The sequence below is a fragment of the Klebsiella sp. K5-204 genome (assembly GCF_030128585.1).
Taxonomy (GTDB): domain Bacteria; phylum Pseudomonadota; class Gammaproteobacteria; order Enterobacterales; family Enterobacteriaceae; genus Klebsiella; species Klebsiella quasipneumoniae.
Window position 1 is genome coordinate 152,689 of sequence record NZ_JAKUZS010000008.1, and the last position, 19,621, is coordinate 172,309.

Below are 19,621 nucleotides of genomic sequence, written 5' to 3' on the forward strand. Positions count from 1 at the left end.
ATGGGGATTAACATGCAGGTAAAATATTTAGCAGGGATTGTCGGCGCAGCCTTACTGTTGGCAGGTTGCAGTTCCAGCAATGAATTAACCTCCGCCGGCCAGAATGTGCGCTTCGTGCAGGAGAAGCCGGGCGCAGAGTGTCAGCTGTTAGGGACCGCGACGGGTAAACAGAGCAACTGGCTCTCCGGCCAGAATGGCGATGAGGGTGGCTCCATGCGCGGTGCGGCTAACGCCCTGCGTAACCAGGCGGCAGCCATGGGCGGCAACGTGATTTATGGCGTCAGCAGCCCGACGCAAAATCTGTTGTCGAGCTTTGTGCCCACCGACAGCGAGATGAACGGCCAGGTTTATAAGTGCCCGAACTGATGCGCGATGCCTCTCTCTGCGAGCGTAGAGAGAGGCGTGACCGGTAGAAGAGGGTCAGGCGTTAAGCTCCGCTTTCTTCTCCAGATAGAAGGCATGCAGGGGACGCAGACACTCTTCCAGGCTGAGCATTCTTCCTGGCTGGGAAGGAATAATGGTACTGAAGATTTGGCATGGCGCCAGCGCCGTGTGCATCGCCTTAAGCTTGGGGCTTTTCTCAATAAGGCGTACTACCACGCTGTTTTCCATTTCAGATAAATGTGGCGCACTGGTTTTTACCACCGCTCCGGAGACAATTTTCTTGCCTTCGTCCGTCTCGCAGCAATAGAGCACGCCCAGATAATGGGAAAACAGGTTTAGCTTCCATTCTTCCTGGGGATACTGCTGGTAATCAATATTCGGCTGAGTAGTTAAGTCGACGCTGTAGCACATTAAAAAATCCATATTTGAACTTAAATACTGGATAAGTTCCTGATCGCCGACTGTTTTTAATGCCTGTTGAATACCGATTATCAGGGCTTCAACCTGTCGGTCATCAATAGTTAACGTCTTAATTTGCTCATCCTGAAATACCAGGATCAGCGTTGACTGCGTTTCGCCAGGTTTAAGCGTAATAGACATTATACGCCGCTCAGGAGAAGGCTGTTGTATTTCAGCCATTTCTACCGTGGGGATATGGGTTACGAGTGTTTCGTTATAAGCGATAATCTCATCTTTGTAAGCCTCGCCTTTATTTTCAAGTCGCTGAAAAATTAAGGCCATTCTACTTTGCAATATCAGAAGCAGGTCGGATAATACGGGTGCCTGAAGATAGAAAATCTCACAGGTATCATTCGCTTTCTTGACCTTAAGTAACAGCGCCAGGAAACGCTCTTCAAAAGTAATTCCTGCAGTATTAAAACCAATAAACGTTCCTTGCATAATCTTCTCCTTTATTAAGCGGTAGCCATCGACTTCGATTGTGAGAGGTCAATAACGCGATCGGCTGATGCAATGGTTGATGGCCGGTGCGCGACAATAATTCGGGTGATACTTAACGCTGAAATCGACTGATTGATGACCGACTCATTTCTGAGATCCAGGTGACTAGTTGCCTCATCCATAAACAGAATACTCGGTTTACGGTACAAAGCACGAGCGATCAGGATACGCTGCTTTTGACCGCCGGAAATGCCCAGCCCCAGTTCGCCGACAATGGTTTCGTATCCCATCGCCATCTTCATGATTTCATCATGGATGTTGCAATGTTTGGCACATTCCATTACGAATTCCAAATCGGGGTTATCATCAAAACCACTGATATTATCGATAAGTGAACCTGAAAAGAGACGATCCTCCTGAAGTACGCAGGCGATACCGAGACGATAGTTATTTAAACCAATTTTTTGAATCTCCAGATTATCCGCCAGTATTTCGCCGGAGTCAGGTGAAAGCAAACCGCACATGACTTTCAACAGCGTGGTTTTGCCAACGCCAGATGGGCCAATTAGCGCGACAGACTCGCCTGGGGCAACCGTTATATTCAGATTGGTAAAAATGGGTTGTGAAAAAGGATCGTATTGATAACTCAGGTTCCTGACTTCAAGTTTCACGCCGGTGTTTTCTGTAAACACACGTCGGGATGGAAGTTCTTTTTCCGGTTCGCTAAAGGCGATTTCAGATAGACGTTCATTATGAAGCGAGAGCATACGAAGCTGCATCACCAAATCAATGAGATTCGATGCACGTTGAGAAAACTGGCCTCGATAAGCATTAAATGCCATAAACATACCGAGCGTCATCTCATTATCAATTACCATAATGGCACCCAACCACAGTACCACCACCTGATCGATAGAGGTGATAAAGGTATTAATCCCACCAAACATCATATCAAAGCGAGTTTGCTTAATACCTGCGTTACTGGCATCAACGTTAAGATTCAGCCAATGCTGCGAGCGACGTTCTTTTAAATTTAATGCTTTGATCGTGGAAATGCCATAAAGTGATTCCATAAAGTGAGAGTTAGCACGTGCCCCTTTAACGACCTGCTCTTCCGTTACGCGTCGATAAAAACTATAGGTAGCGAAGCGCATAATCGCATAGCAGACGGTAAAGCCAATGACGACCCAGACTAACCAGCCGCCATATAATGTCAGCATGACTAACAAACCGATCGTCATTATCGAATCGATGATGCCAGTGACAATACTGTTGGTAAAAATTGAACGAATGGTATCCAGAGACGAGAAACGAGACTGGATATCACCTAAGTGTCTTTTCTCGAAAAAAGATAATGGCAAACTTGCCAAATGATCGAATAGCGTTGTTTTCCATTGAATGTTTGTCAACGTATTCAACGTTAACGACGTCCATGCTCGGAGCATGCTAATAAACGTGCGGAATAGCGTAAAAAATATTAAACCAATACAAATAACAGAGAGTAAACTTTCATCGTGCGCCATAATGACATGGTCAGTTACTAACTGTGTACCAATAGGCAACAGGAGGCCAATCGCTTCTACCACAACAGAGAAAGCAAAGATCTTAATCAGCGCCGATTTTAAACCAACAATTTTATGCATTAAATCCAGGAGTCGTAAACGGGATTTCGCCTCCTCTTGTTGGAAGTTATGGTCAGGCCAGAGTTCAAGCGCTACGCCGGTAAAATTATTAGACATCTCACTGATGCCAATGATTCGTTTACCCAGCGCGGGATCGTGAATCACAAATCCGTTTTTCTTTACTTTTGTAAGGACTACATAGTGGTTCATTCCCCAGTGGATGATGCAGGGAAGCTTCAGCTGTTTTATTTCATCGAGGTCGAGCGCTAGCGCACGGTTTTTTAAACCAGCCTGCTCGGCTGTTTTGCTTAGAGACAACAGTGAGGAACCCTGTGAGGGGCTACCGAATCGTTGACGAAAATTAAATAAATCGATATTTAACCCATAATAACCACAGACCATCGCCAGACAGGCAACTCCACATTCCGATGATTCTGACTGTAGAATAACAGGCGTTTTGTTAACCAGAGAAAAATTTAGCTTTGCAACAATGGTTTTGAACAGTTCGTTAGTCATGGATTGGCCCAGTAATGCTTTGAGTTATCTTATACACAGGGGTAAACATCCACATATAAAGTGGGCGCTCTTCGAGAAATACAACGGCTTGAGCCTTCAGTCCATTCGAAAGCGAAAGCGTTTTACCATTGTAATTAAAGGTTTTGTTTTCAATTTTGACAATAGTTTTATAGAGTGCCAGTTCCTGCTGATTCGTTCCATTATTAACATTAGTGTATTCAGACAGTTCCTGTCGGGATGTCGGGACCGAAGATATTGAAAGTATTTTTCCCGGGAATTGCCCAAATTTATCGGATGGGAAAGCATCATAGCGGATGTTAATGACATCACCCGGTTTGACATAAGGTATGCTATTATTAGGTAACCATAAAATAAGATAATATTCTATATCACCAGTGGGTTTGATTTGCGCTAAACTGCTGCCTTTGTCGACCATTTGTCCTTTTGTTACAGCCAGCGATTCAATGCGTCCTTCTGTGGTTGCTTTAATAATGACATTACCATTGGCATTTGATTCAACCAACTGGTTTTTGTAATCATTAATCTGGTTTTCCTGAGATGATATTTGGTTGTCAAAATCTGCCGTTTTTGTGATTTTATCGCTATTTAACTGGGTTACCTGGGATTCCAGTTGCATTTTCTGACTGACCAAAGACTGATAGGTGCTCTGTTGTTGAAAGTATAATGAATGCTGATAGTTATACTGATCTTTGGTGATAAGGCCATCACGAAGATATTTATCGTAGCTGGAAAGATTATCATGCATTTTCTTTAAACCAGTCTGCGCATTAACCAGCATGCGGTTAGTTTCTTTTAACGAATCATTGATGGTTTTTAGCTGTTTATCTAAAGATAAGCGAGTTTCTTCTTTATTATGAGAGAGTTTGGTAATGATATCTTCAGCGTTCGCAATCTTTTCATTAATGACTTCTATTTGCGCCGTACTGACGTTGCCTGTTGTTGTATTGCGGGAGATGTCAATTTCATATAAAGACTGCCCTTTAGCGACAAGGTCACCGACTTTGGCATATTGGGAAATAACAAACCCTTGCTGTGGCGCATAAACATTGACAGAATGAGGTAAAGTAATAACTTCCCCACGAACATCAATGCGTTGGGTAAAGGTACAAAATATTGTGGTGGTTATTAGAATGGCTAAAAAGGCAAAAGAAAGTAATGCAATAAGCCATGCTGGAAGCCCTGCTAGCAGCAAAGCCTTTCCTTTCCAGTGATGCTTTTTGTATTCGATCGCTTCCTTGCGATAGATTTTTTTCAACATGGTATTCACTTACGAGAAGTTAAAAGGCCTGAAACTCCAGGCCTTATTTAATAGTCGGCTGATGTCAACAAAATATTGAATCAGTTATGAGCGCTAAAACTTAGTTGCTCCAGAAATTAAAGGTGCCGTCGAACACGCCACCAACGCCCATTTTTGCATACTCGAGGGTCAAATCCCAACCGACAACACCTGCTGCAATACCAAAGCAAACACCACCAAGGATAACCCCGGCGATCATTCCCACGCCCTGCCCGATGGAGCCGATACCAAAGATACCACCGCTTACGCCACCCCAGCGGCCTGCAAATGCTGTACCTGCAAGAGCTCCCAGAGAAGCCCCAAGCGCGATGGCGCTAACTTCTTGAAAAGCCCAGGTTGCGATATCAGATAAAGTATCAGTCAGCGCGCCACCAGAAATTTCTTCCATTTCAAATACAGTTAATTGATGCATGATTAGTCCTTTAACTAAAATTAAAATTATATATTCATTCCAGACCAGAAGTTGGTCCGCAGAGAAGATAGTCGTTGCTGTAGTATGAATCAACTCAACTTAATGTGAATTGTTGATGAAATTTAAAATTTATGCTCGATTAATTCTCAATACTTTTAGCTTCACGACTTAGCAATTCATTTTAGAATGTGAAATCACTCTGTTATTATTGATGTGCTCCCGATGATATCTCCTTATTTTTACACATTTACATATTACAGTGCATTTGGTTATTCACAAGGGAATAAAAAAGGTGGATATCATTATCCACCTTTTATGCGATTGTAATTTTGTTTATTCTTCCTGAATAACCACCTCAAGCATCGCTTTTACATGCCCGGCCGTGACTTCAGCGCTATTATCGCTCATTCGATAATAATCGGCGGTGAATTTAAATTGTTGCGATGCTTGAGCGCTGGCAAAACTGTATGTCTCTGCATCATAAAATATAACCGGGCTATTATCTTTTTTGAAGATAATGCCAACGTTGCTTGCTGCTCCGCTTCCTGTTAGCAGATTATCGATGATACCATTCCCCGCAGGGCTGGTGCCACCAACTGGGTTAAACCAATAGTAAAGTTTATTACCAATTGAACCCGCTGGGCATGAAACGTCCATTGTGATAGTTTTCTGTGATGGGGTTGTGCCGCCCCGAGGGATTGACATTAATGTATTTTTTTCAATTGTATTCAGGGTGATTTGGCTAGGCCCTGATACTGAAATGTCACATGAGGTTGCTCTATACGAAATACTCTTGAACTTTAGGGTCGCTGTGAGCAAAAGGCGGTCAGATGGCCTGGGGTTGGTGTTTAAGTTACCCGCAGAGAATTTAAATACCGGATTGGTACTGACACCGGATGTATCAATGACAGGCTTCGTTTTGATTAACCATACTGTCATGAATCTATAATCATCATTAGATCTCTTTATAGGTACAATCATTGATTGAGCAACTGCTGGTTTAATTGACCCATGTTTGCTGTCCAGAATATCTGAAAATTGAAAACCAATACCATCAATCCCTGTTTCATAAACCGGCTTACCCATGATACCCGTGACGCCTGGCACCTCAGGTGCGGTTGAATCAACAATGTATTGATCCCCCAGTAATTTATTACACTCAAAGGTTTTATAGTGCCCGGTACCGACTTTTTTGGTATACAAAACTGTACCTACTGGTATTGTTGGATCCGTTGCGATTTTCGGACTTAGGTTGAATAACACCGTTCCAGTAGAATCAAAATAATCACATTTTGCAACTGCCTCACTACAGCAAAATAGTAGACATAAAAAAACAAGTATTTTTCTCATTCTTTATTGTTCCTTGGTCGATATTAGCGACAAACCGTTTCGATTTGACTGATGCCAGACGCTTTGCCTTCCCTGGCCGGTAAAGTAAAGGAAGCATTGCATTGCTGCGCCGCGCTTTTGCCCCATTGCACGTTAAGTATTCCGGTTTGCTGCAGGCCGGACATATAGACCATCCCGGCGTCGCTGACGATGCTTGGCTGCGACTTGCTGTCGCCGGCGAGCAGCACCATCGCGCCATAAGGCACGTCCTGGCCGCTGGCCGTTTTCAGATGGACAAATGCGCGCTGGCCGATATTACCGGCATAATTGGCCCGCACGATGGCGCCGCGTGTCGGAACGACGCTCTGCGTGGTTTCCGGAAGCTCCATATCTTCGCCAAGCGAAGTACTATCGAGGGTGATATCGGTGCGACGATAAGGCGTGACATAAGGTACGATGGCGTAACCACGATAGTCGGTGGTGATGGTGTTATCGTTGGCCAGCTTGACGTTATCCAAACCTGGGGCCTTAACCAGTACGGCGGCATCGGTGATGTCCTGACCAAGCGTGACCCCATCGGCATGAGCGACAATGCTGCCGTTGGCGCCATAGTCTATACGCTCGCTACCGCGATCGTAGCTGTAACCGGCATTGACGCTGCCGCGAGCACCGTTATAGGTTGCGCGCATATCGCCGCTGTAGTATTCCCGGTTGCTGTATCCTTGCTGCAGGCTCCACTCCAGGCTGTCGTTATCCAGCGCGTTACCACCGATGGAGACCGACTGATCGGTAGACCCCGGATTACTGTTGGTTAACTGATAACTGGTATAGGTGCCCGGTAGCCAGTTGCTCAGCGGCAGCGTGACGGTCAGCGAGATACGTTGATCGTCCTGGGCGTCTTTCCCGGAGTTATTCCCGCTCCAGGTATAGCGGTTATAGCTGTACCCGAGGTAATAGTTTACATTGCGGAAGCCACCGTTGTACCCCACGCTAATCGACTTGTTGGTGCGCTTATCGTCCCAGTAATCTTCAATCAATCCACTGATAGACAGACTGCCGAGGCCTTTACCCAGGCTTTGATTCAGCGTCAGATTGGTGCGGTTGCGCAGCGAGCGAGGAGTATACTTGCCGTCATTAGAATAGCTATCTAACACTTCAGAGAGGGTATTAAATCCGCGGGTGGAATAGCGGTAGCCAGCGATAGTCACGTTTGTACCGGTTTCGATAATATTTTTCCCGTAACGGACACGCCATGACTGCCCAGAGGTCTTTTCGTCGTCTTTCATTTTTGACCAGGCTTGGGTGACGTCTGCCGAGGCGGCGCCAAGCTCGCCGAGGTTATAGCCGAGGCCTGTTGACAGCGCCTGATAGCGCGATGCGGCCTGCACCCCGCCATAAAGCGTCAGGCTGCTGGAGACACCGTAGGTCGCGGTAGCTTGCGTAAAGGGCGTTTCATCGACCCCGCCGTCGTAAGGACGATATTTACCAGACGTAATTTCATATTCCAGCTGATCTTCACGGACCATCACCGGCAGCGTAGCGAACGGTACGACAAACTCCTGCTTAGAACCGTCGGACTCTTCCACGGTGACGTAAAGGTCGCCGCTACCGCCGCTCGGGTACATATCGGTGATTTCAAACGCGCCAGGCGCCACGTAGGTCTGGTATACCTGGTAGCCGTTTTGTTTAATGAAGACACGGGCGTTGGTTTTGGCGATACCACGGATAATCGGCGCATAGCCGCGCATACTTTCCGGCAACATTGATGTATCGGTGGCCAGTTGAATACCGGTAAACGGTACACTGTCAAAGATGCCTGAGAGTGACGAGCTCTCGCCCATCACCAGGTTACTGTTGATGGGACGAATGCTGCGCTGCATGTAGAGATAGGCTGAGTCCCAATCACCCGCATCGCCGTTGTTTTTATTCCAGGTGCTGAGGTTACGGATACGCCATGGGCCAACGTTGAGGCCAGACTGCAGGTTCAGGCTGTAGTATTCATCATTGGCCTGCATGTCGTTTGAGCCGCTGAACTGATAGTTCACCAGCAGGGCGTTGATGCCGTCATCAAACTGATCCGGTGGAATATATCCCTGTGCGGTGGTAGATAGTGCCGCCTGCGGAATGGATATATTCAAGCGCTGGACGGTAAAGTCGAAATCCGCTTTGGTATCCGGGATGACTGAAAGATTGGCGCAGCCGTTTTTATCCTCGACCAGTTCGGGAAAGGCTTTAACCCGTACGCCATACTCTGCCAATGTTTTCAGGCTCAAACAGGGCACCAGGGCGGGCTCTCGATTATTCCCAGTGGCACGGCTATTCGCAACAAACTTCATTGTCCTGGTATCCAGATAGCGACCATTAAACATGATATCTACCCGATAATCCCCTGGCGCCTGTGCGTTCTGCGTCTGGAAAATAGATAAGTCGGGAGTGGTTGATGGATCGCTACCATTCAATGAGCTAATGAATGAGGGATCGAAAAAGTCACGTGCTTGCGCTTTATTATTCAAACCAGAAAGCAATGCCGGAAGCATTGCGAGGAAGACCGCGGATAGTTTGAATAATCCATTATTCTTATTTGGCATAGACACATCCCTATAATGATAAAATAAAATTCTTATTACAGCGATGAGGAATAGAGCGATCCTGCTCCGCCATAATCATTAACTACTTTCCAGTTGACGCTGGAGGCATTGATATTTTCTTTTAATGTCACTTCTTTGGTCGTCATTGGAGCGACCGAGTTGACTTCCGGCTTCACTTCTTTGCTACCAATCTGAACACTATGGAAATAGAAGAAAAACGGTGTTGGATTTTTAATCGTCAGTTTTGTGCCTGATTTCCGCCATTCGAGTTTTTTGGCTTCAATGTTTGGAGAAAGGTCGAAAAGTGCTTTTGGACGATAGACCAGACGCATGCGGTGGCGGACCGCCAGTTGAATAGTATTGGCGTTGGCTTTCTCATCGTCCGCCGGCGGGATGGCCATCACGTTAAAATAGTATATGGATTCCCGGTCGTTCGGGGCATTGACGTTTCCGGTAGAAAATAGACGCACGGTATTCTGCTGCTTACCCTCAAGGCGGAATAACGGAGGTGTAGCCATAAAAGAGGGCGTTTTCCCTGCCGGCGCTTCAACCCAGGATTTAATCAGATAAGGGATGTCATCTTTATTTTCGATTTGCGCGGTGATTTCACGCGCACCTTCTTTATAGAGGTAGCGGGTGGACTCAATCACAATACCAGCATGGGCAATACTACTGAGGAGTAATGCACAGGATGCGGTGATATTTAATAAGTTCCTGAACATGGTTTTTCTCTGAATGCGAAAAAGGGCCCGCCGTGAAGCGGAGCCCTTCGGGGAAAAATTAGAGGGTATAATCGATAGTAAAGGTCGCAACACCTTTAACCGGACCTTCGGTAACCGGAGTCGCGGAGTTCACTTTCACATAACCAGTGGTGTACTTCAGCTGAGTGCCGCCAGCTGCAGTGTAGCTTTCGGTCATGAGGTCAGAACCGTCGAAACCTACGCGGTGTGCATCACGTACGCGCTGGATACCGATACCAATGCCGGTAGCGCCGCCAGGTGCGGTGTTGTCCAGGATGTTAGCGTTGCTGGAGGCACCGGTCACATTGACGGTTACAGCAGTAACCGGAGTGGCGCTACCCTGTGCGCAGTCTTTCACGTCAAAACCGAAGTCCTGAGTTTTAAACAGAGCACCAGCCGCTTCAGCATTCGCTTCGGTAGTGGTCACGGTCATCAGCTGAACGATACCGTTGTTCAGGGTACCTGTCGGAGTCACGACGCAAGAGTTAGCTGCATCAGAGACTTCACCCAGTACAGTTACCTGAGCGGTGTTGGTTGCCATTACCTGAGCACTCAGAACTGCAGAAGCAGCGACCATTACAGCTACGATTGTCTTTTTCATTTAATTAATCCATATATAGATACTTAGTCCTGTGTAGAATCGATAACAGTTATCATGGGAATGGAGTATACATTCCTATTGATATTGAAAATAAGCGCCAGCATTCCTTATATAGTGCTGAAACCTACCTTCCTGTTGAACGACGCTACAATATCACTTGCCATAGCGAACCATGGAGAAGCGGGGGTAATTTAAAAGTCTGGTGCAAAAAATGCTTGTGAATTCTTGATGAAGTACACGTGAATTTAATAATGACCTTTTCTAATGAGATGTTGAGTTAGGTTGAGATAAATTTAATCCGAAAATGTGGCTTTTAAACAAGATAACTATCGCTTGTCATTTTTTATGCGGTATCCTCAAAGCTGAAGTTCAATGTGAACTGACCCCGCTTCTGTCTGAAGCGATAATGTTCACGCCATGGTTTAGCTGGGATTATTTATTTTTGTTATGGATAATAGGGTTGCGTGGGGCAAGGATATGGATGATATTGCATTATTTAATGGCTGTATAATTAATCAGGAGATTATATTTAATGCCAATATGAATGAGCTGCGACCGCTTGCCGGGAATGGGGAGAGCATCAGCCTCAATGCGCCTACCGCCAGATGCTTGCTGCTGCTATTGCAGAATTGCGGCAAAGTGATTTCTCGGGATGAATTTCTGGCGGCTGTATGGGAAACACGGGGAGTGGTAGTTTCGCAAAATACATTTTATCAAAATATCTCTTTGTTGAGAAAATCGCTGCTCAAAGCGGGACTATCTGAGGATATCATTATCACCGTCAGACAAAAAGGCTTTAGCGTCGCCCCAGATACTTTAGTTATCCCGCTCTCGGATGAAGAGTGCGAGAATATGAATCGGGAAAGATTAACGCATTTTCACAGTAGTAAAACTGCTGATGTCATTTTCAATGATACGGGGAAAATTGACCATAAATTAAGTCTTCCACTACCAGTGAATTTAGCAATCCAGGAGAATGATAGGCGGGAAAATAGCGTGAAGGTGGCAGAGAAAGTATCGGAACGATTACATATAACCTTTAAAGTTCCCACCTGGTTAATCGCGCTGATTGTCGTGATGATAGTTATCAATGTTATCGTACTGATCGTGTTACATCGATAATACGCCGCCGCTGGGGTTTATATCGAGAAGGTAACGGTAAAGTGGATTGCCGAGTATGTTAGTCCCAACCTGGCTGTGTATTCATATTAAGATGTCTGCCAGCACGACCTGGCAGACAAGGGAGGGGAGCTAACGCTGCTTCAGTCCTAAATCCAGCGGCGTCTTGCTGGGTTCGCCGCCGATCTCTCGCGCCAGCTTCGGCACCATATAGCCGGAGATGAGGGTCAACAGTTCACGCATGATTTCACGGGCTTCATCATCGCTGACCATAAAGTGTGCCGCCCCTTGTACCCGGTCCAGCACGTGCAGGTAGTAGGGCATTACCCCGGCATTGAACAGCGCATTGCTGAGATCGGCCAGGGTTTGCGCGTTATCATTCACCCCGCGCAGCAGCACGCTCTGGTTAAGCAGCGTGACGCCCGCCTGACGCAGCATGGCCATCGCCGCGCGAAACTCGCCGTCAATTTCATTAGCGTGGTTGACGTGGTTAACCAGGATCACCTGCAGCGACGAACGGTGGAAGCGGCTGGCCAGCATCTCGGTGATGCGCGCCGGGATCACGATCGGCAAGCGGCTGTGAATACGCAGACGCTTAACGTGCGGAATGGCTTCCAGCTGGGTCATTAGCCAGTCAAGCTCATGGTCCTTCGCCATCAGCGGGTCGCCGCCGGAGAAGATGATTTCATCAAGCTGCGGATGCTCAGCGATATAGTTCATTGCCGTCTGCCAGTTGCGCCTGGTGCCCTGATTTTCGGCATAAGGGAAGTGGCGGCGGAAGCAGTAACGGCAATTGACCGCGCAACCGCCTTTCACCAACAGCAGGGCCCGGTTGCGATATTTGTGCAACAGGCCGGGCACGACGCTGTGCTGTTCTTCCAGCGGATCGGTGGAGTAGCCGGGGGCGACGATAAACTCCTCTTCGGCGGTAAGTACCTGACGAAGCAGCGGATCGTCAGGGTTGCCTTTCTCCATTCGGGCAATAAACGCGCGCGGGACGCGCAGCGGGAACAGGCGTCTGGCCTCACGTCCGGCGAGCAGTTTTTCATCAGCGTCTACATTTAAAAGACGCAGCAGTTCATCAGGACTGGTCACAACATTGGCAAGTTGCGTTATCCAATCTTCTCTGGATGGGGTATTTAGGGTTACAATATGCGCCATTTTGTGGCTTAGCTACCAGTTAAACAATTTCAGAGGGCCTTATGGCGACTTACTATAGCAACGATTTTCGTGCTGGTCTTAAAATCATGTTAGATGGCGAACCTTATGCGGTAGAAGCCAGCGAATTCGTTAAACCAGGTAAAGGCCAGGCGTTTGCGCGCGTTAAGCTGCGCCGTCTGCTGACCGGCACCCGCGTTGAGAAAACCTTCAAATCTACTGATTCTGCAGAAGGCGCGGACGTTGTCGATATGAACCTGACTTACCTGTATAACGACGGTGAGTTCTGGCACTTCATGAACAACGAAACCTTCGAACAGCTGTCTGCTGATGCGAAAGCGATCGGTGACAATGCCAAATGGCTGCTGGATCAGGCTGAGTGCATCGTGACCCTGTGGAACGGCCAGCCGATCGCGGTCACCCCGCCGAACTTCGTTGAGCTGGAAATCGTTGAAACCGACCCAGGTCTGAAAGGCGACACCGCGGGTACCGGTGGTAAACCAGCGACCCTGTCTACTGGCGCTGTGGTTAAAGTGCCGCTGTTCGTCCAGATTGGCGAAGTGATTAAAGTGGATACTCGCTCTGGCGAATACGTATCCCGCGTGAAGTAATTTCACGTCATGATGACTGGCGCAGCCTCTGTGCTGCGCCGCTCTTTCTGTACTGGCACGACGAGCACGACACATGAAGCGCAGCGCAAAACTCCTGGCGTTACTGTTTCTGAGCAGCGCACTGCTGTCTGGCTGCAATACCGCCCGCGGTTTCGGTGAAGATATTCAGGGCCTGGGTCACGCCATCTCTCGCGCTGTAAGCTGACTTCCTTCCGTTTCGCCTGCCGCGATCGCCTTGCGGTGCGCCTGCTTCCTCCACGAATACTCCTTTTCTCTTAAAAAACGCAAAGATCCCTTCATCTGTGGACGGTTTGTCTATGCTTATAGGGCATGAAAACAAAACTGACACTAAGGATGACATTATGGTGAAAAAAACGATTGCAGCGTTCTTTACGGTTTTGGTCCTCTCTTCAGCACTGACCGCTTGTAACACCACGCGCGGTGTGGGTCAGGATATTTCAGAGGGCGGCAGCGCAATCTCTGGCGCAGCAACCAAAGCTCAGCAATAACAGCCTTCGACGGTACGGTTTTGCGCCGTACCGTTCTTCACTTCTCCCATTCTGTTGGATATACTCACTACGACTTTTCATCCACCTTACGGGACGACCCGTAAGCGTTTCTCATCCGGGGACGGCCCCAGCAAAGGAGCCTTATGTCCTGGATAGTCTTATTTATCGCTGGCCTGCTGGAAGTGGTGTGGGCCGTCGGCCTGAAATATACCCATGGCTTTAGCCGGCTGGTTCCCAGCGTCATCACCATCGTCGCGATGGTCGTCAGCATGGCGCTGCTTTCATGGGCGATGAAAACCCTGCCGGTGGGTACCGCTTACGCCGTCTGGACGGGGATCGGCGCCGTGGGCGCCGCTGTGACCGGTATCGTACTGTTAGGTGAATCCGCCAGCGCTATGCGTATCGCCAGTCTTGTCTGCATCGTGGTCGGCATCATTGGCCTGAAGATCAGCGCGCACTAGTTGTAGCGCTGATTGACCCAGACCAGTTTGCTGATATCAAAACCCTGCCGGGTGGCAATATCCAGCATCTGCTGCCTGACTTCCGGGGCGATGGTGGGGGCTCGCGCCAGTAGCCAGAGATAGTCGCGGTCGGGGCCGCAGACCAGCGCGTACCGATACTCCTTATCCAGCGCAATGACGTTATAGCTGCCATAGAAGGGGCCGAAGAAGGAGATCTTCAGCGCGGCGCGGCTGGGTTCGCCGGTAAAATACGCCACCCCGTCCGTTTTCTGCCACATGTCGCGGTCGGGGTTATAGCCTTTATTGACCACGTCCAGACCGCCGTCATCGCGCGGCTGCCAGGCGATCGTGACCTTTTCAAGCCCGCTTTCAAAAGGATGGTCGAAGCGGGCGATTTCGTACCAGGTACCCAGATAGCGCTGAACGTCGAAGGGGGTGACCACGGTGACGCCCGGCGGCGGGGCAGGGGTGCTGCAGGCGACAGACAGGAACGAGACGGCGACCGCGGTGATTATCGGCAGGATACGCATGGTATGCTCCTTGCTGGCTTTTAAGCTAAGTGTAGAGTCCGGCAGGGCAAAGGCGGCAAGATTTTTCTATGAAGCGAGCCCGGTAGCAGAATTGCTGCCGGGCTCTTGCAGGATCAGATAAACAGTACGCCAACCAGAGTAATGACGCTGAGGATCGCCGCCAGACCGTAGAAGACCCATTTGCCGTTTGGCACATGGATTTTCAGGTCGTGCATGGCGTGGTGAATACGATGCAGCCCACACCACAGCGGCAGGACAATCATCAGAAAGATGAACGCGCGGCCGATAAAGCTTTGGGCAAAGGCCAGCACGCGCTCATAGCTGAAGGCGTCGGCGGGGGCGAGCCCCAGCGGCAGCAAAATGCCCACCAGCAGCACCATCACCGGCGCGACAATCGCGCCCCACATGCCGCCAGCGCCAAACAGCCCCCAGAAAACGGGTTCATCGGAACGTTTCGGATTGGGATTAATCATCTCAGCCTCCTTACCAGAACAGGGCGACAAACAGGATCACCACGGTGACCACCGCCGTCACCACCCAGAGACCTTTAATCACCGGCTCTGGCCCCATTTTTTCGCCTTTGATGATGACGTTGGCGGCTTTCGGCGCCAGCTCGAACCAGGTTTTGGTGTGCAGCAGCGCCGCCGCCAGGGTGATCAGATTGAGGATCACCACCACTGGATTTTGCAGGAATCCGATATATCCCGCCCAGCTTTCGGCGCCGTGCTTGAGGGCAAACAGCCCGTAAATCAGCACAATGCTAAACCAGACCGTCGGCACCGCCGTGCCTTCCCGCACCATGTAGAAGCGATAAAACGGCAGCTTTTTCCACCAGGTGGAGGTCATCGGCCGCACGTAGGGTTTGCGTTTCGTCGTCATAATGCACTCCTTAGCGTGGTTTCAGGGTGGCGATAAGAAAGTCTTTCGAACTTTCCACTTTGCCCTGCTGGATCGCGGCCGCCGGGTCGACGTGCTTCGGACACACTTCCGAGCAGTAGCCCACGAAAGTACAGGTCCAGACGCCGTTCTGGCCGTTAAGCTGCGCCATGCGTTCCTTTTTGCCGTGGTCGCGGCTGTCTTCGTTATAGCGGTGGGCGAGGGTGATCGCCGCCGGGCCGATAAACTCCGGATTCAGGCCGAACTGCGGACAGGCGGCATAGCACAGTCCGCAGTTGATACAGCCGGAGAACTGATGGTATTTGGCCATCTGGGCCGGCGTCTGCTTGTTAGGTCCCTGGTCCGGGGTGCGGTTATTGCCGATGATATAGGGCTTAATGGCCTCCAGACTTTCGATAAAGTGGGTCATATCCACCACCAGATCGCGCTCGATCGGGAAGTTGGCCAGCGCTTCAACCTTGATGCCTTTGGTGTAATCCCGCAGGAAGGTTTTACAGGCCAGCTTCGGTACCTTATTGACCATCATGCCGCAGGAGCCGCAGATCGCCATCCGGCAGGACCAGCGGTAGCTCAGGTCGGGCGCCAGGTTGTCTTTAATGTAGCCCAGCGCGTCCAGCAGCGAGGTCTGCTCATCGTAAGGCACGTCATAGAACGCGCTGTGCGGTGCCGTGTCGACCTCCGGGTTGTAACGCACCACTTCGACTTTCAGGTTTTTCATCTCAGCCATGGGTGGTCTCCTTCTTCTCAGCCGCTTCCGCTTCAGCGCCATAGACACGTTTCGCCGGCGGCAGCGTGGTGATCTTCACATCGCCATATTCCAGGCGGGTGGTGCCATCAGCCTCGCGGAAGGCGAGCGTATGTTTGAGGAAGTTGACGTCGTCGCGTTCGGTACAGCCTTCATCCAGACGCTGGTGCGCACCGCGCGATTCTTTACGGGCGATGGCCGAGTGCGCCATACATTCGGCAACGTTTAAACCGTGTCCCAGCTCAATGGTGTAAAGCAGATCGGTGTTGAATACGCTGGAGTTGTCGGTAATGCGCACGCGCTTAAAGCGCTCCTGCAGCTCAGCCAGCTTGTCGATAGTTTTCTGCATCAGCTCTGGCGTCCGGTAGATGCCGCAGCCTTCCTCCATCGAGAGCCCCATTTCGTCGCGGATTTTCGCCCAGTTTTCGTTACCCTCCTGGTTGACGAGATCTTTCAGACGACGCTCCACATCGGCAGCTTGCGCATCAAGGGCGGAGCCGTTCGTCTCGCCCGCTTGCGCGGCGCGCCGCATGGCCTGTTCCCCGGCCAGGCGGCCGAAGACCACCAGCTCGGCCAGCGAGTTGGAGCCCAGGCGGTTGGCGCCGTGCAGACCAACGGACGAGCATTCGCCCACGGCAAACAGCCCTTTGATGCGGGTTTCGCACTGTTGATCGGTTTCGATGCCGCCCATGGTGTAGTGCGCGGTCGGGCGTACCGGAATCGGTTCTTTCACCGGGTCGACGCCGACGTAGGCTTTCGCCAGCTCACAGATAAACGGCAGGCGCTCCAGCAGCTTTTTCTCGCCGAGGTGGCGCAGATCGAGGTAGACCACGTCGCCGCGCGGCGTGGGAATGGTGTTCCCTTTCCGCCATTCGTGCCAGAAGGCCTGGGACACTTTGTCGCGTGGGCCCAGCTCCATATATTTGTTCTTCGGTTCGCCGAGCGGGGTTTCCGGGCCCATGCCGTAATCCTGCAGATAGCGATAGCCGTTTTTGTTGACCAGAATCCCGCCTTCGCCGCGGCAGCCTTCGGTCATCAGGATGCCGGAACCCGGCAGACCGGTTGGGTGATACTGAACGAACTCCATATCGCGCAGCGGCACGCCGTGGCCCAGCGCCATACCCATCCCGTCACCGGTAACGATGCCGCCGTTGGTGTTGTAGCGATAGACGCGTCCGGCGCCGCCGGTGGCTAGCACCACCGCGTTGGCGCGGATCTGCACCAGCGTGCCTTCCATCATATTCATCGCCACCAGGCCGCGGGCCTGGCCGTCATCGACCAGCAGATCAAGGACGAAATGTTCATCAAAGCGTTGAATTTGGGGAAACTGAAGGGAGGTCTGGAAGAGGGTATGCAGCATGTGGAAGCCGGTTTTATCGGCGGCAAACCAGGTACGTTCGATCTTCATGCCACCGAAGCGCCGGACGTTAACGCTGCCGTCAGGGCGGCGGCTCCACGGGCATCCCCACTGTTCCAGCTGGGTCATTTCCGTCGGGCAGTGGTGAACGAAATAGTCGACGACATCCTGCTCGCACAGCCAGTCGCCTCCGGCGACGGTGTCGTGAAAATGGTACTCAAAGCTATCGTGATCCTGGGCAACGGCTGCGGACCCCCCTTCTGCAGCGACCGTATGGCTGCGCATCGGATAGACTTTAGAAATCAGGGCGATTTTGGCATTGGGGTTGGCCTGGGCGGCGGCGATAGCGGCGCGAAGGCCTGCCCCGCCGGCGCCAATTACGGCGAGATCGGCTTGAAAAGTGTGCACGACATTCCTCCAGTTTTAGTGTATTTCGCCGCCGGGCTGGCGAAAAAGTATCACTGCTCCTTTATAGGTACAGGAGTATAGCCGTAGGGTCAGTATGGAAAATTGACGTGTTCGATTTTTTTATCGATATGTGCGGTTATTTATCAGTGATATTTATGCATTTAGGTTAACGATAGATTAATGGCATGTAATCTGCCGGGGATTGCACAAAATTTGTTTCACTCGCCGGTTGCGAGTAGACTTCGTGCCCTTGTTTGCAATCGGAGAAAGTACCATGAGCGAGACGGCAACCTGGCAGCCGAGCGCACCCATTCCCAATCTGTTGAAACGCGCGGCGGTGATGGCGGAAATCCGCCGGTTCTTTACCGATCGCGGCGTGCTGGAGGTGGAGACGCCTTGCATGAGTCAGGCGACGGTAACGGATATCCATTTGTTCCCGTTTGAAACCCGTTTCGTCGGCCCGGGCCACTCACAGGGACTCAATCTGTACCTGATGACCAGTCCGGAATACCATATGAAGCGCCTGCTGGCGGCGGGCTGCGGCCCGGTTTTCCAGCTGTGCCGCAGCTTCCGTAATGAAGAGATGGGGCGGCATCACAATCCGGAATTCACCATGCTGGAGTGGTATCGTCCGTGCTATGACATGTATCGTCTGATCAACGAGGTGGACGATCTGCTGCAGCAGGTGCTGGAGTGCCAGCCGGCGGAAAGCCTCTCCTATCAGCAGGCGTTCCAGCGTCATCTGGATATTGACCCGCTCTCTGCCGATAAAGCGCAGCTGCGCGAAGTCGCGGCGAAGCTGGATCTGAGCAATATCGCCGATACTGAAGAAGATCGCGACACGCTGCTGCAACTGCTGTTCACCATGGGCGTGGAGCCGCACATCGGCAAAGATCGGCCGACGTTCATTTATCATTTCCCGGCAACTCAGGCCTCTTTAGCGCAGATCAGCCCGGAAGATCATCGGGTCGCTGAGCGCTTCGAGGTCTATTACAAAGGAATTGAGCTGGCGAATGGTTTCCACGAGCTGACCGACGCCCATGAGCAGCGCCTGCGCTTTGAGCAGGACAACCGCAAGCGGGCCGCGCGCGGCCTCCCGCAGCAGCCCATCGATAACAACCTGCTGGCGGCGCTGGAGGCAGGTCTGCCGGACTGCTCCGGCGTGGCATTGGGCGTTGATCGCGTGGTGATGCTGGCGCTGGGCGCTGAAAGCATCGGCGAAGTGATCGCCTTTACGGTCGACCGCGCCTGATGGCGCTGTCACCTCCCGCCGCCTGCGGGCGAGGGAGGTGACAGGCCTCTCCTGACCTATACCTCGCACGGTATCCCGGCATTCGCCCGAATACCCACAATCTCTCTCCGTGCTTTTGCTACTATCCGCGCTCTTTTTATGAGACCAGGCGTTGCCCGTCGGGC

The 19,621-nt window shown here is 50.7% G+C and carries 21 protein-coding genes; 7 read left to right on the forward strand and 14 right to left on the reverse strand.

What is annotated here, in order from left to right:
• The first annotated feature begins 12 nt into the window (after window positions 1-12).
• Complete coding sequence (locus MKR05_RS21000; RefSeq protein ID WP_004152419.1) at window positions 13-366, forward strand: DUF4156 domain-containing protein; 354 nt, start codon at window positions 13-15, stop codon at window positions 364-366.
• Between the two features lie 54 nt (window positions 367-420).
• Here the strand turns inward: MKR05_RS21000 and yjeJ are convergent, their stop codons facing one another.
• From yjeJ to MKR05_RS21040, 8 genes are all read right to left on the reverse strand, one after another.
• Window positions 421-1,284 (reverse strand): YjeJ family protein, encoded by an 864-nt coding sequence (yjeJ, locus tag MKR05_RS21005; RefSeq protein ID WP_044525175.1) that lies wholly within the window; start codon window positions 1,282-1,284, stop codon window positions 421-423.
• A gap of 14 nt (window positions 1,285-1,298) precedes the next feature.
• Complete coding sequence (locus MKR05_RS21010; protein WP_048296459.1) at window positions 1,299-3,422, reverse strand: peptidase domain-containing ABC transporter; 2,124 nt, start codon at window positions 3,420-3,422, stop codon at window positions 1,299-1,301.
• Window positions 3,415-4,701 carry an HlyD family secretion protein gene (locus MKR05_RS21015; protein ID WP_044525177.1) on the reverse strand — a complete coding sequence of 429 codons (1,287 nt, stop codon included), beginning with the start codon at window positions 4,699-4,701 and terminating at the stop codon, window positions 3,415-3,417. The genes MKR05_RS21010 and MKR05_RS21015 overlap by 8 nt, the downstream gene beginning before the upstream one ends.
• Window positions 4,702-4,801: 100 nt before the next feature.
• Entirely contained in the window at window positions 4,802-5,152 is a 351-nt protein-coding gene (locus tag MKR05_RS21020) for a hypothetical protein (RefSeq protein WP_044525178.1), read from the reverse strand.
• A 333-nt stretch (window positions 5,153-5,485) separates the two neighbouring features.
• The gene (locus tag MKR05_RS21025; RefSeq protein WP_048296460.1) at window positions 5,486-6,502 is read right to left on the reverse strand and encodes a fimbrial protein; all 1,017 of its coding nucleotides are present in this window, start codon (window positions 6,500-6,502) and stop codon (window positions 5,486-5,488) included.
• Between the two features lie 23 nt (window positions 6,503-6,525).
• Window positions 6,526-9,069 (reverse strand): fimbria/pilus outer membrane usher protein, encoded by a 2,544-nt coding sequence (locus tag MKR05_RS21030; RefSeq protein ID WP_048296461.1) that lies wholly within the window; start codon window positions 9,067-9,069, stop codon window positions 6,526-6,528.
• A 35-nt stretch (window positions 9,070-9,104) separates the two neighbouring features.
• The gene (locus MKR05_RS21035) at window positions 9,105-9,791 is read right to left on the reverse strand and encodes a molecular chaperone (protein ID WP_004206417.1); all 687 of its coding nucleotides are present in this window, start codon (window positions 9,789-9,791) and stop codon (window positions 9,105-9,107) included.
• A gap of 58 nt (window positions 9,792-9,849) precedes the next feature.
• Complete coding sequence (locus MKR05_RS21040) at window positions 9,850-10,410, reverse strand: fimbrial protein (protein WP_004206418.1); 561 nt, start codon at window positions 10,408-10,410, stop codon at window positions 9,850-9,852.
• Window positions 10,411-10,887: 477 nt separating this feature from the next.
• Between MKR05_RS21040 and MKR05_RS21045 the strand changes: the two genes are divergently transcribed.
• Complete coding sequence (locus MKR05_RS21045) at window positions 10,888-11,532, forward strand: winged helix-turn-helix domain-containing protein (protein WP_044525214.1); 645 nt, start codon at window positions 10,888-10,890, stop codon at window positions 11,530-11,532.
• Window positions 11,533-11,661: 129 nt separating this feature from the next.
• Here the strand turns inward: MKR05_RS21045 and epmB are convergent, their stop codons facing one another.
• On the reverse strand, window positions 11,662-12,690 hold the full coding sequence (gene epmB, locus MKR05_RS21050; RefSeq protein WP_032454620.1) for an EF-P beta-lysylation protein EpmB: 1,029 nt from the start codon (window positions 12,688-12,690) through the stop codon (window positions 11,662-11,664).
• A 41-nt stretch (window positions 12,691-12,731) separates the two neighbouring features.
• On the opposite strand from epmB, the gene efp reads away from it, so the two are divergent.
• The 4 genes from efp to sugE all read left to right on the forward strand — a co-directional run bounded on the left by efp (window position 12,732) and on the right by sugE (window position 14,268).
• Window positions 12,732-13,298 carry an elongation factor P gene (efp, locus tag MKR05_RS21055; RefSeq protein ID WP_004206421.1) on the forward strand — a complete coding sequence of 189 codons (567 nt, stop codon included), beginning with the start codon at window positions 12,732-12,734 and terminating at the stop codon, window positions 13,296-13,298.
• Between the two features lie 73 nt (window positions 13,299-13,371).
• Window positions 13,372-13,503, forward strand: coding sequence for an entericidin A/B family lipoprotein (locus MKR05_RS21060; protein WP_050533655.1), 132 nt, complete (start codon window positions 13,372-13,374; stop codon window positions 13,501-13,503).
• A 157-nt stretch (window positions 13,504-13,660) separates the two neighbouring features.
• Complete coding sequence (ecnB, locus tag MKR05_RS21065; RefSeq protein WP_004206423.1) at window positions 13,661-13,807, forward strand: lipoprotein toxin entericidin B; 147 nt, start codon at window positions 13,661-13,663, stop codon at window positions 13,805-13,807.
• A gap of 143 nt (window positions 13,808-13,950) precedes the next feature.
• The gene (gene sugE / locus MKR05_RS21070; protein ID WP_004206425.1) at window positions 13,951-14,268 is read left to right on the forward strand and encodes a quaternary ammonium compound efflux SMR transporter SugE; all 318 of its coding nucleotides are present in this window, start codon (window positions 13,951-13,953) and stop codon (window positions 14,266-14,268) included.
• On the opposite strand, the gene MKR05_RS21075 is transcribed toward sugE, so the two are convergent.
• The 5 genes from MKR05_RS21075 to frdA form a co-directional block, all read right to left on the reverse strand.
• On the reverse strand, window positions 14,265-14,798 hold the full coding sequence (locus tag MKR05_RS21075) for a lipocalin family protein (protein WP_032454621.1): 534 nt from the start codon (window positions 14,796-14,798) through the stop codon (window positions 14,265-14,267). The genes sugE and MKR05_RS21075 overlap by 4 nt on opposite strands.
• A 113-nt stretch (window positions 14,799-14,911) precedes the next feature.
• Window positions 14,912-15,271 (reverse strand): fumarate reductase subunit FrdD, encoded by a 360-nt coding sequence (frdD, locus tag MKR05_RS21080; RefSeq protein WP_002885526.1) that lies wholly within the window; start codon window positions 15,269-15,271, stop codon window positions 14,912-14,914.
• A 10-nt stretch (window positions 15,272-15,281) separates the two neighbouring features.
• A complete protein-coding gene (gene frdC, locus MKR05_RS21085; RefSeq protein WP_002885530.1) occupies window positions 15,282-15,677 on the reverse strand; it encodes a fumarate reductase subunit FrdC in 396 nt (131 codons plus the stop codon).
• A gap of 10 nt (window positions 15,678-15,687) precedes the next feature.
• Window positions 15,688-16,422 (reverse strand): fumarate reductase iron-sulfur protein, encoded by a 735-nt coding sequence (gene frdB / locus MKR05_RS21090; protein WP_004177729.1) that lies wholly within the window; start codon window positions 16,420-16,422, stop codon window positions 15,688-15,690.
• The gene (gene frdA / locus MKR05_RS21095; RefSeq protein WP_050533658.1) at window positions 16,415-18,205 is read right to left on the reverse strand and encodes a fumarate reductase (quinol) flavoprotein subunit; all 1,791 of its coding nucleotides are present in this window, start codon (window positions 18,203-18,205) and stop codon (window positions 16,415-16,417) included. Before frdA ends, frdB begins: the two co-directional genes overlap by 8 nt.
• 274 nt (window positions 18,206-18,479) lie before the next feature.
• On the opposite strand from frdA, the gene epmA reads away from it, so the two are divergent.
• The gene (epmA, locus tag MKR05_RS21100) at window positions 18,480-19,457 is read left to right on the forward strand and encodes an elongation factor P--(R)-beta-lysine ligase (RefSeq protein WP_004206428.1); all 978 of its coding nucleotides are present in this window, start codon (window positions 18,480-18,482) and stop codon (window positions 19,455-19,457) included.
• Window positions 19,458-19,621: the final 164 nt, after the last annotated feature.

Excerpts from the sequence above, each read along its gene's own strand:
- MKR05_RS21000 (WP_004152419.1), top strand. The coding sequence starts at position 13 with ATGCAGGTAAAATATTTAGCAGGGATTGTCGGCGCAGCCTTACTGTTG.
- yjeJ (WP_044525175.1), bottom strand. The coding sequence starts at position 1,284 with ATGCAAGGAACGTTTATTGGTTTTAATACTGCAGGAATTACTTTTGAA.
- MKR05_RS21010 (WP_048296459.1), bottom strand. The coding sequence starts at position 3,422 with ATGACTAACGAACTGTTCAAAACCATTGTTGCAAAGCTAAATTTTTCT.
- MKR05_RS21015 (WP_044525177.1), bottom strand. The coding sequence starts at position 4,701 with ATGTTGAAAAAAATCTATCGCAAGGAAGCGATCGAATACAAAAAGCAT.
- MKR05_RS21020 (WP_044525178.1), bottom strand. The coding sequence starts at position 5,152 with ATGCATCAATTAACTGTATTTGAAATGGAAGAAATTTCTGGTGGCGCG.
- MKR05_RS21025 (WP_048296460.1), bottom strand. The coding sequence starts at position 6,502 with ATGAGAAAAATACTTGTTTTTTTATGTCTACTATTTTGCTGTAGTGAG.
- MKR05_RS21030 (WP_048296461.1), bottom strand. The coding sequence starts at position 9,069 with ATGCCAAATAAGAATAATGGATTATTCAAACTATCCGCGGTCTTCCTC.
- MKR05_RS21035 (WP_004206417.1), bottom strand. The coding sequence starts at position 9,791 with ATGTTCAGGAACTTATTAAATATCACCGCATCCTGTGCATTACTCCTC.
- MKR05_RS21040 (WP_004206418.1), bottom strand. The coding sequence starts at position 10,410 with ATGAAAAAGACAATCGTAGCTGTAATGGTCGCTGCTTCTGCAGTTCTG.
- MKR05_RS21045 (WP_044525214.1), top strand. The coding sequence starts at position 10,888 with ATGGATGATATTGCATTATTTAATGGCTGTATAATTAATCAGGAGATT.
- epmB (WP_032454620.1), bottom strand. The coding sequence starts at position 12,690 with ATGGCGCATATTGTAACCCTAAATACCCCATCCAGAGAAGATTGGATA.
- efp (WP_004206421.1), top strand. The coding sequence starts at position 12,732 with ATGGCGACTTACTATAGCAACGATTTTCGTGCTGGTCTTAAAATCATG.
- MKR05_RS21060 (WP_050533655.1), top strand. The coding sequence starts at position 13,372 with ATGAAGCGCAGCGCAAAACTCCTGGCGTTACTGTTTCTGAGCAGCGCA.
- ecnB (WP_004206423.1), top strand. The coding sequence starts at position 13,661 with ATGGTGAAAAAAACGATTGCAGCGTTCTTTACGGTTTTGGTCCTCTCT.
- sugE (WP_004206425.1), top strand. The coding sequence starts at position 13,951 with ATGTCCTGGATAGTCTTATTTATCGCTGGCCTGCTGGAAGTGGTGTGG.
- MKR05_RS21075 (WP_032454621.1), bottom strand. The coding sequence starts at position 14,798 with ATGCGTATCCTGCCGATAATCACCGCGGTCGCCGTCTCGTTCCTGTCT.
- frdD (WP_002885526.1), bottom strand. The coding sequence starts at position 15,271 with ATGATTAATCCCAATCCGAAACGTTCCGATGAACCCGTTTTCTGGGGG.
- frdC (WP_002885530.1), bottom strand. The coding sequence starts at position 15,677 with ATGACGACGAAACGCAAACCCTACGTGCGGCCGATGACCTCCACCTGG.
- frdB (WP_004177729.1), bottom strand. The coding sequence starts at position 16,422 with ATGGCTGAGATGAAAAACCTGAAAGTCGAAGTGGTGCGTTACAACCCG.
- epmA (WP_004206428.1), top strand. The coding sequence starts at position 18,480 with ATGAGCGAGACGGCAACCTGGCAGCCGAGCGCACCCATTCCCAATCTG.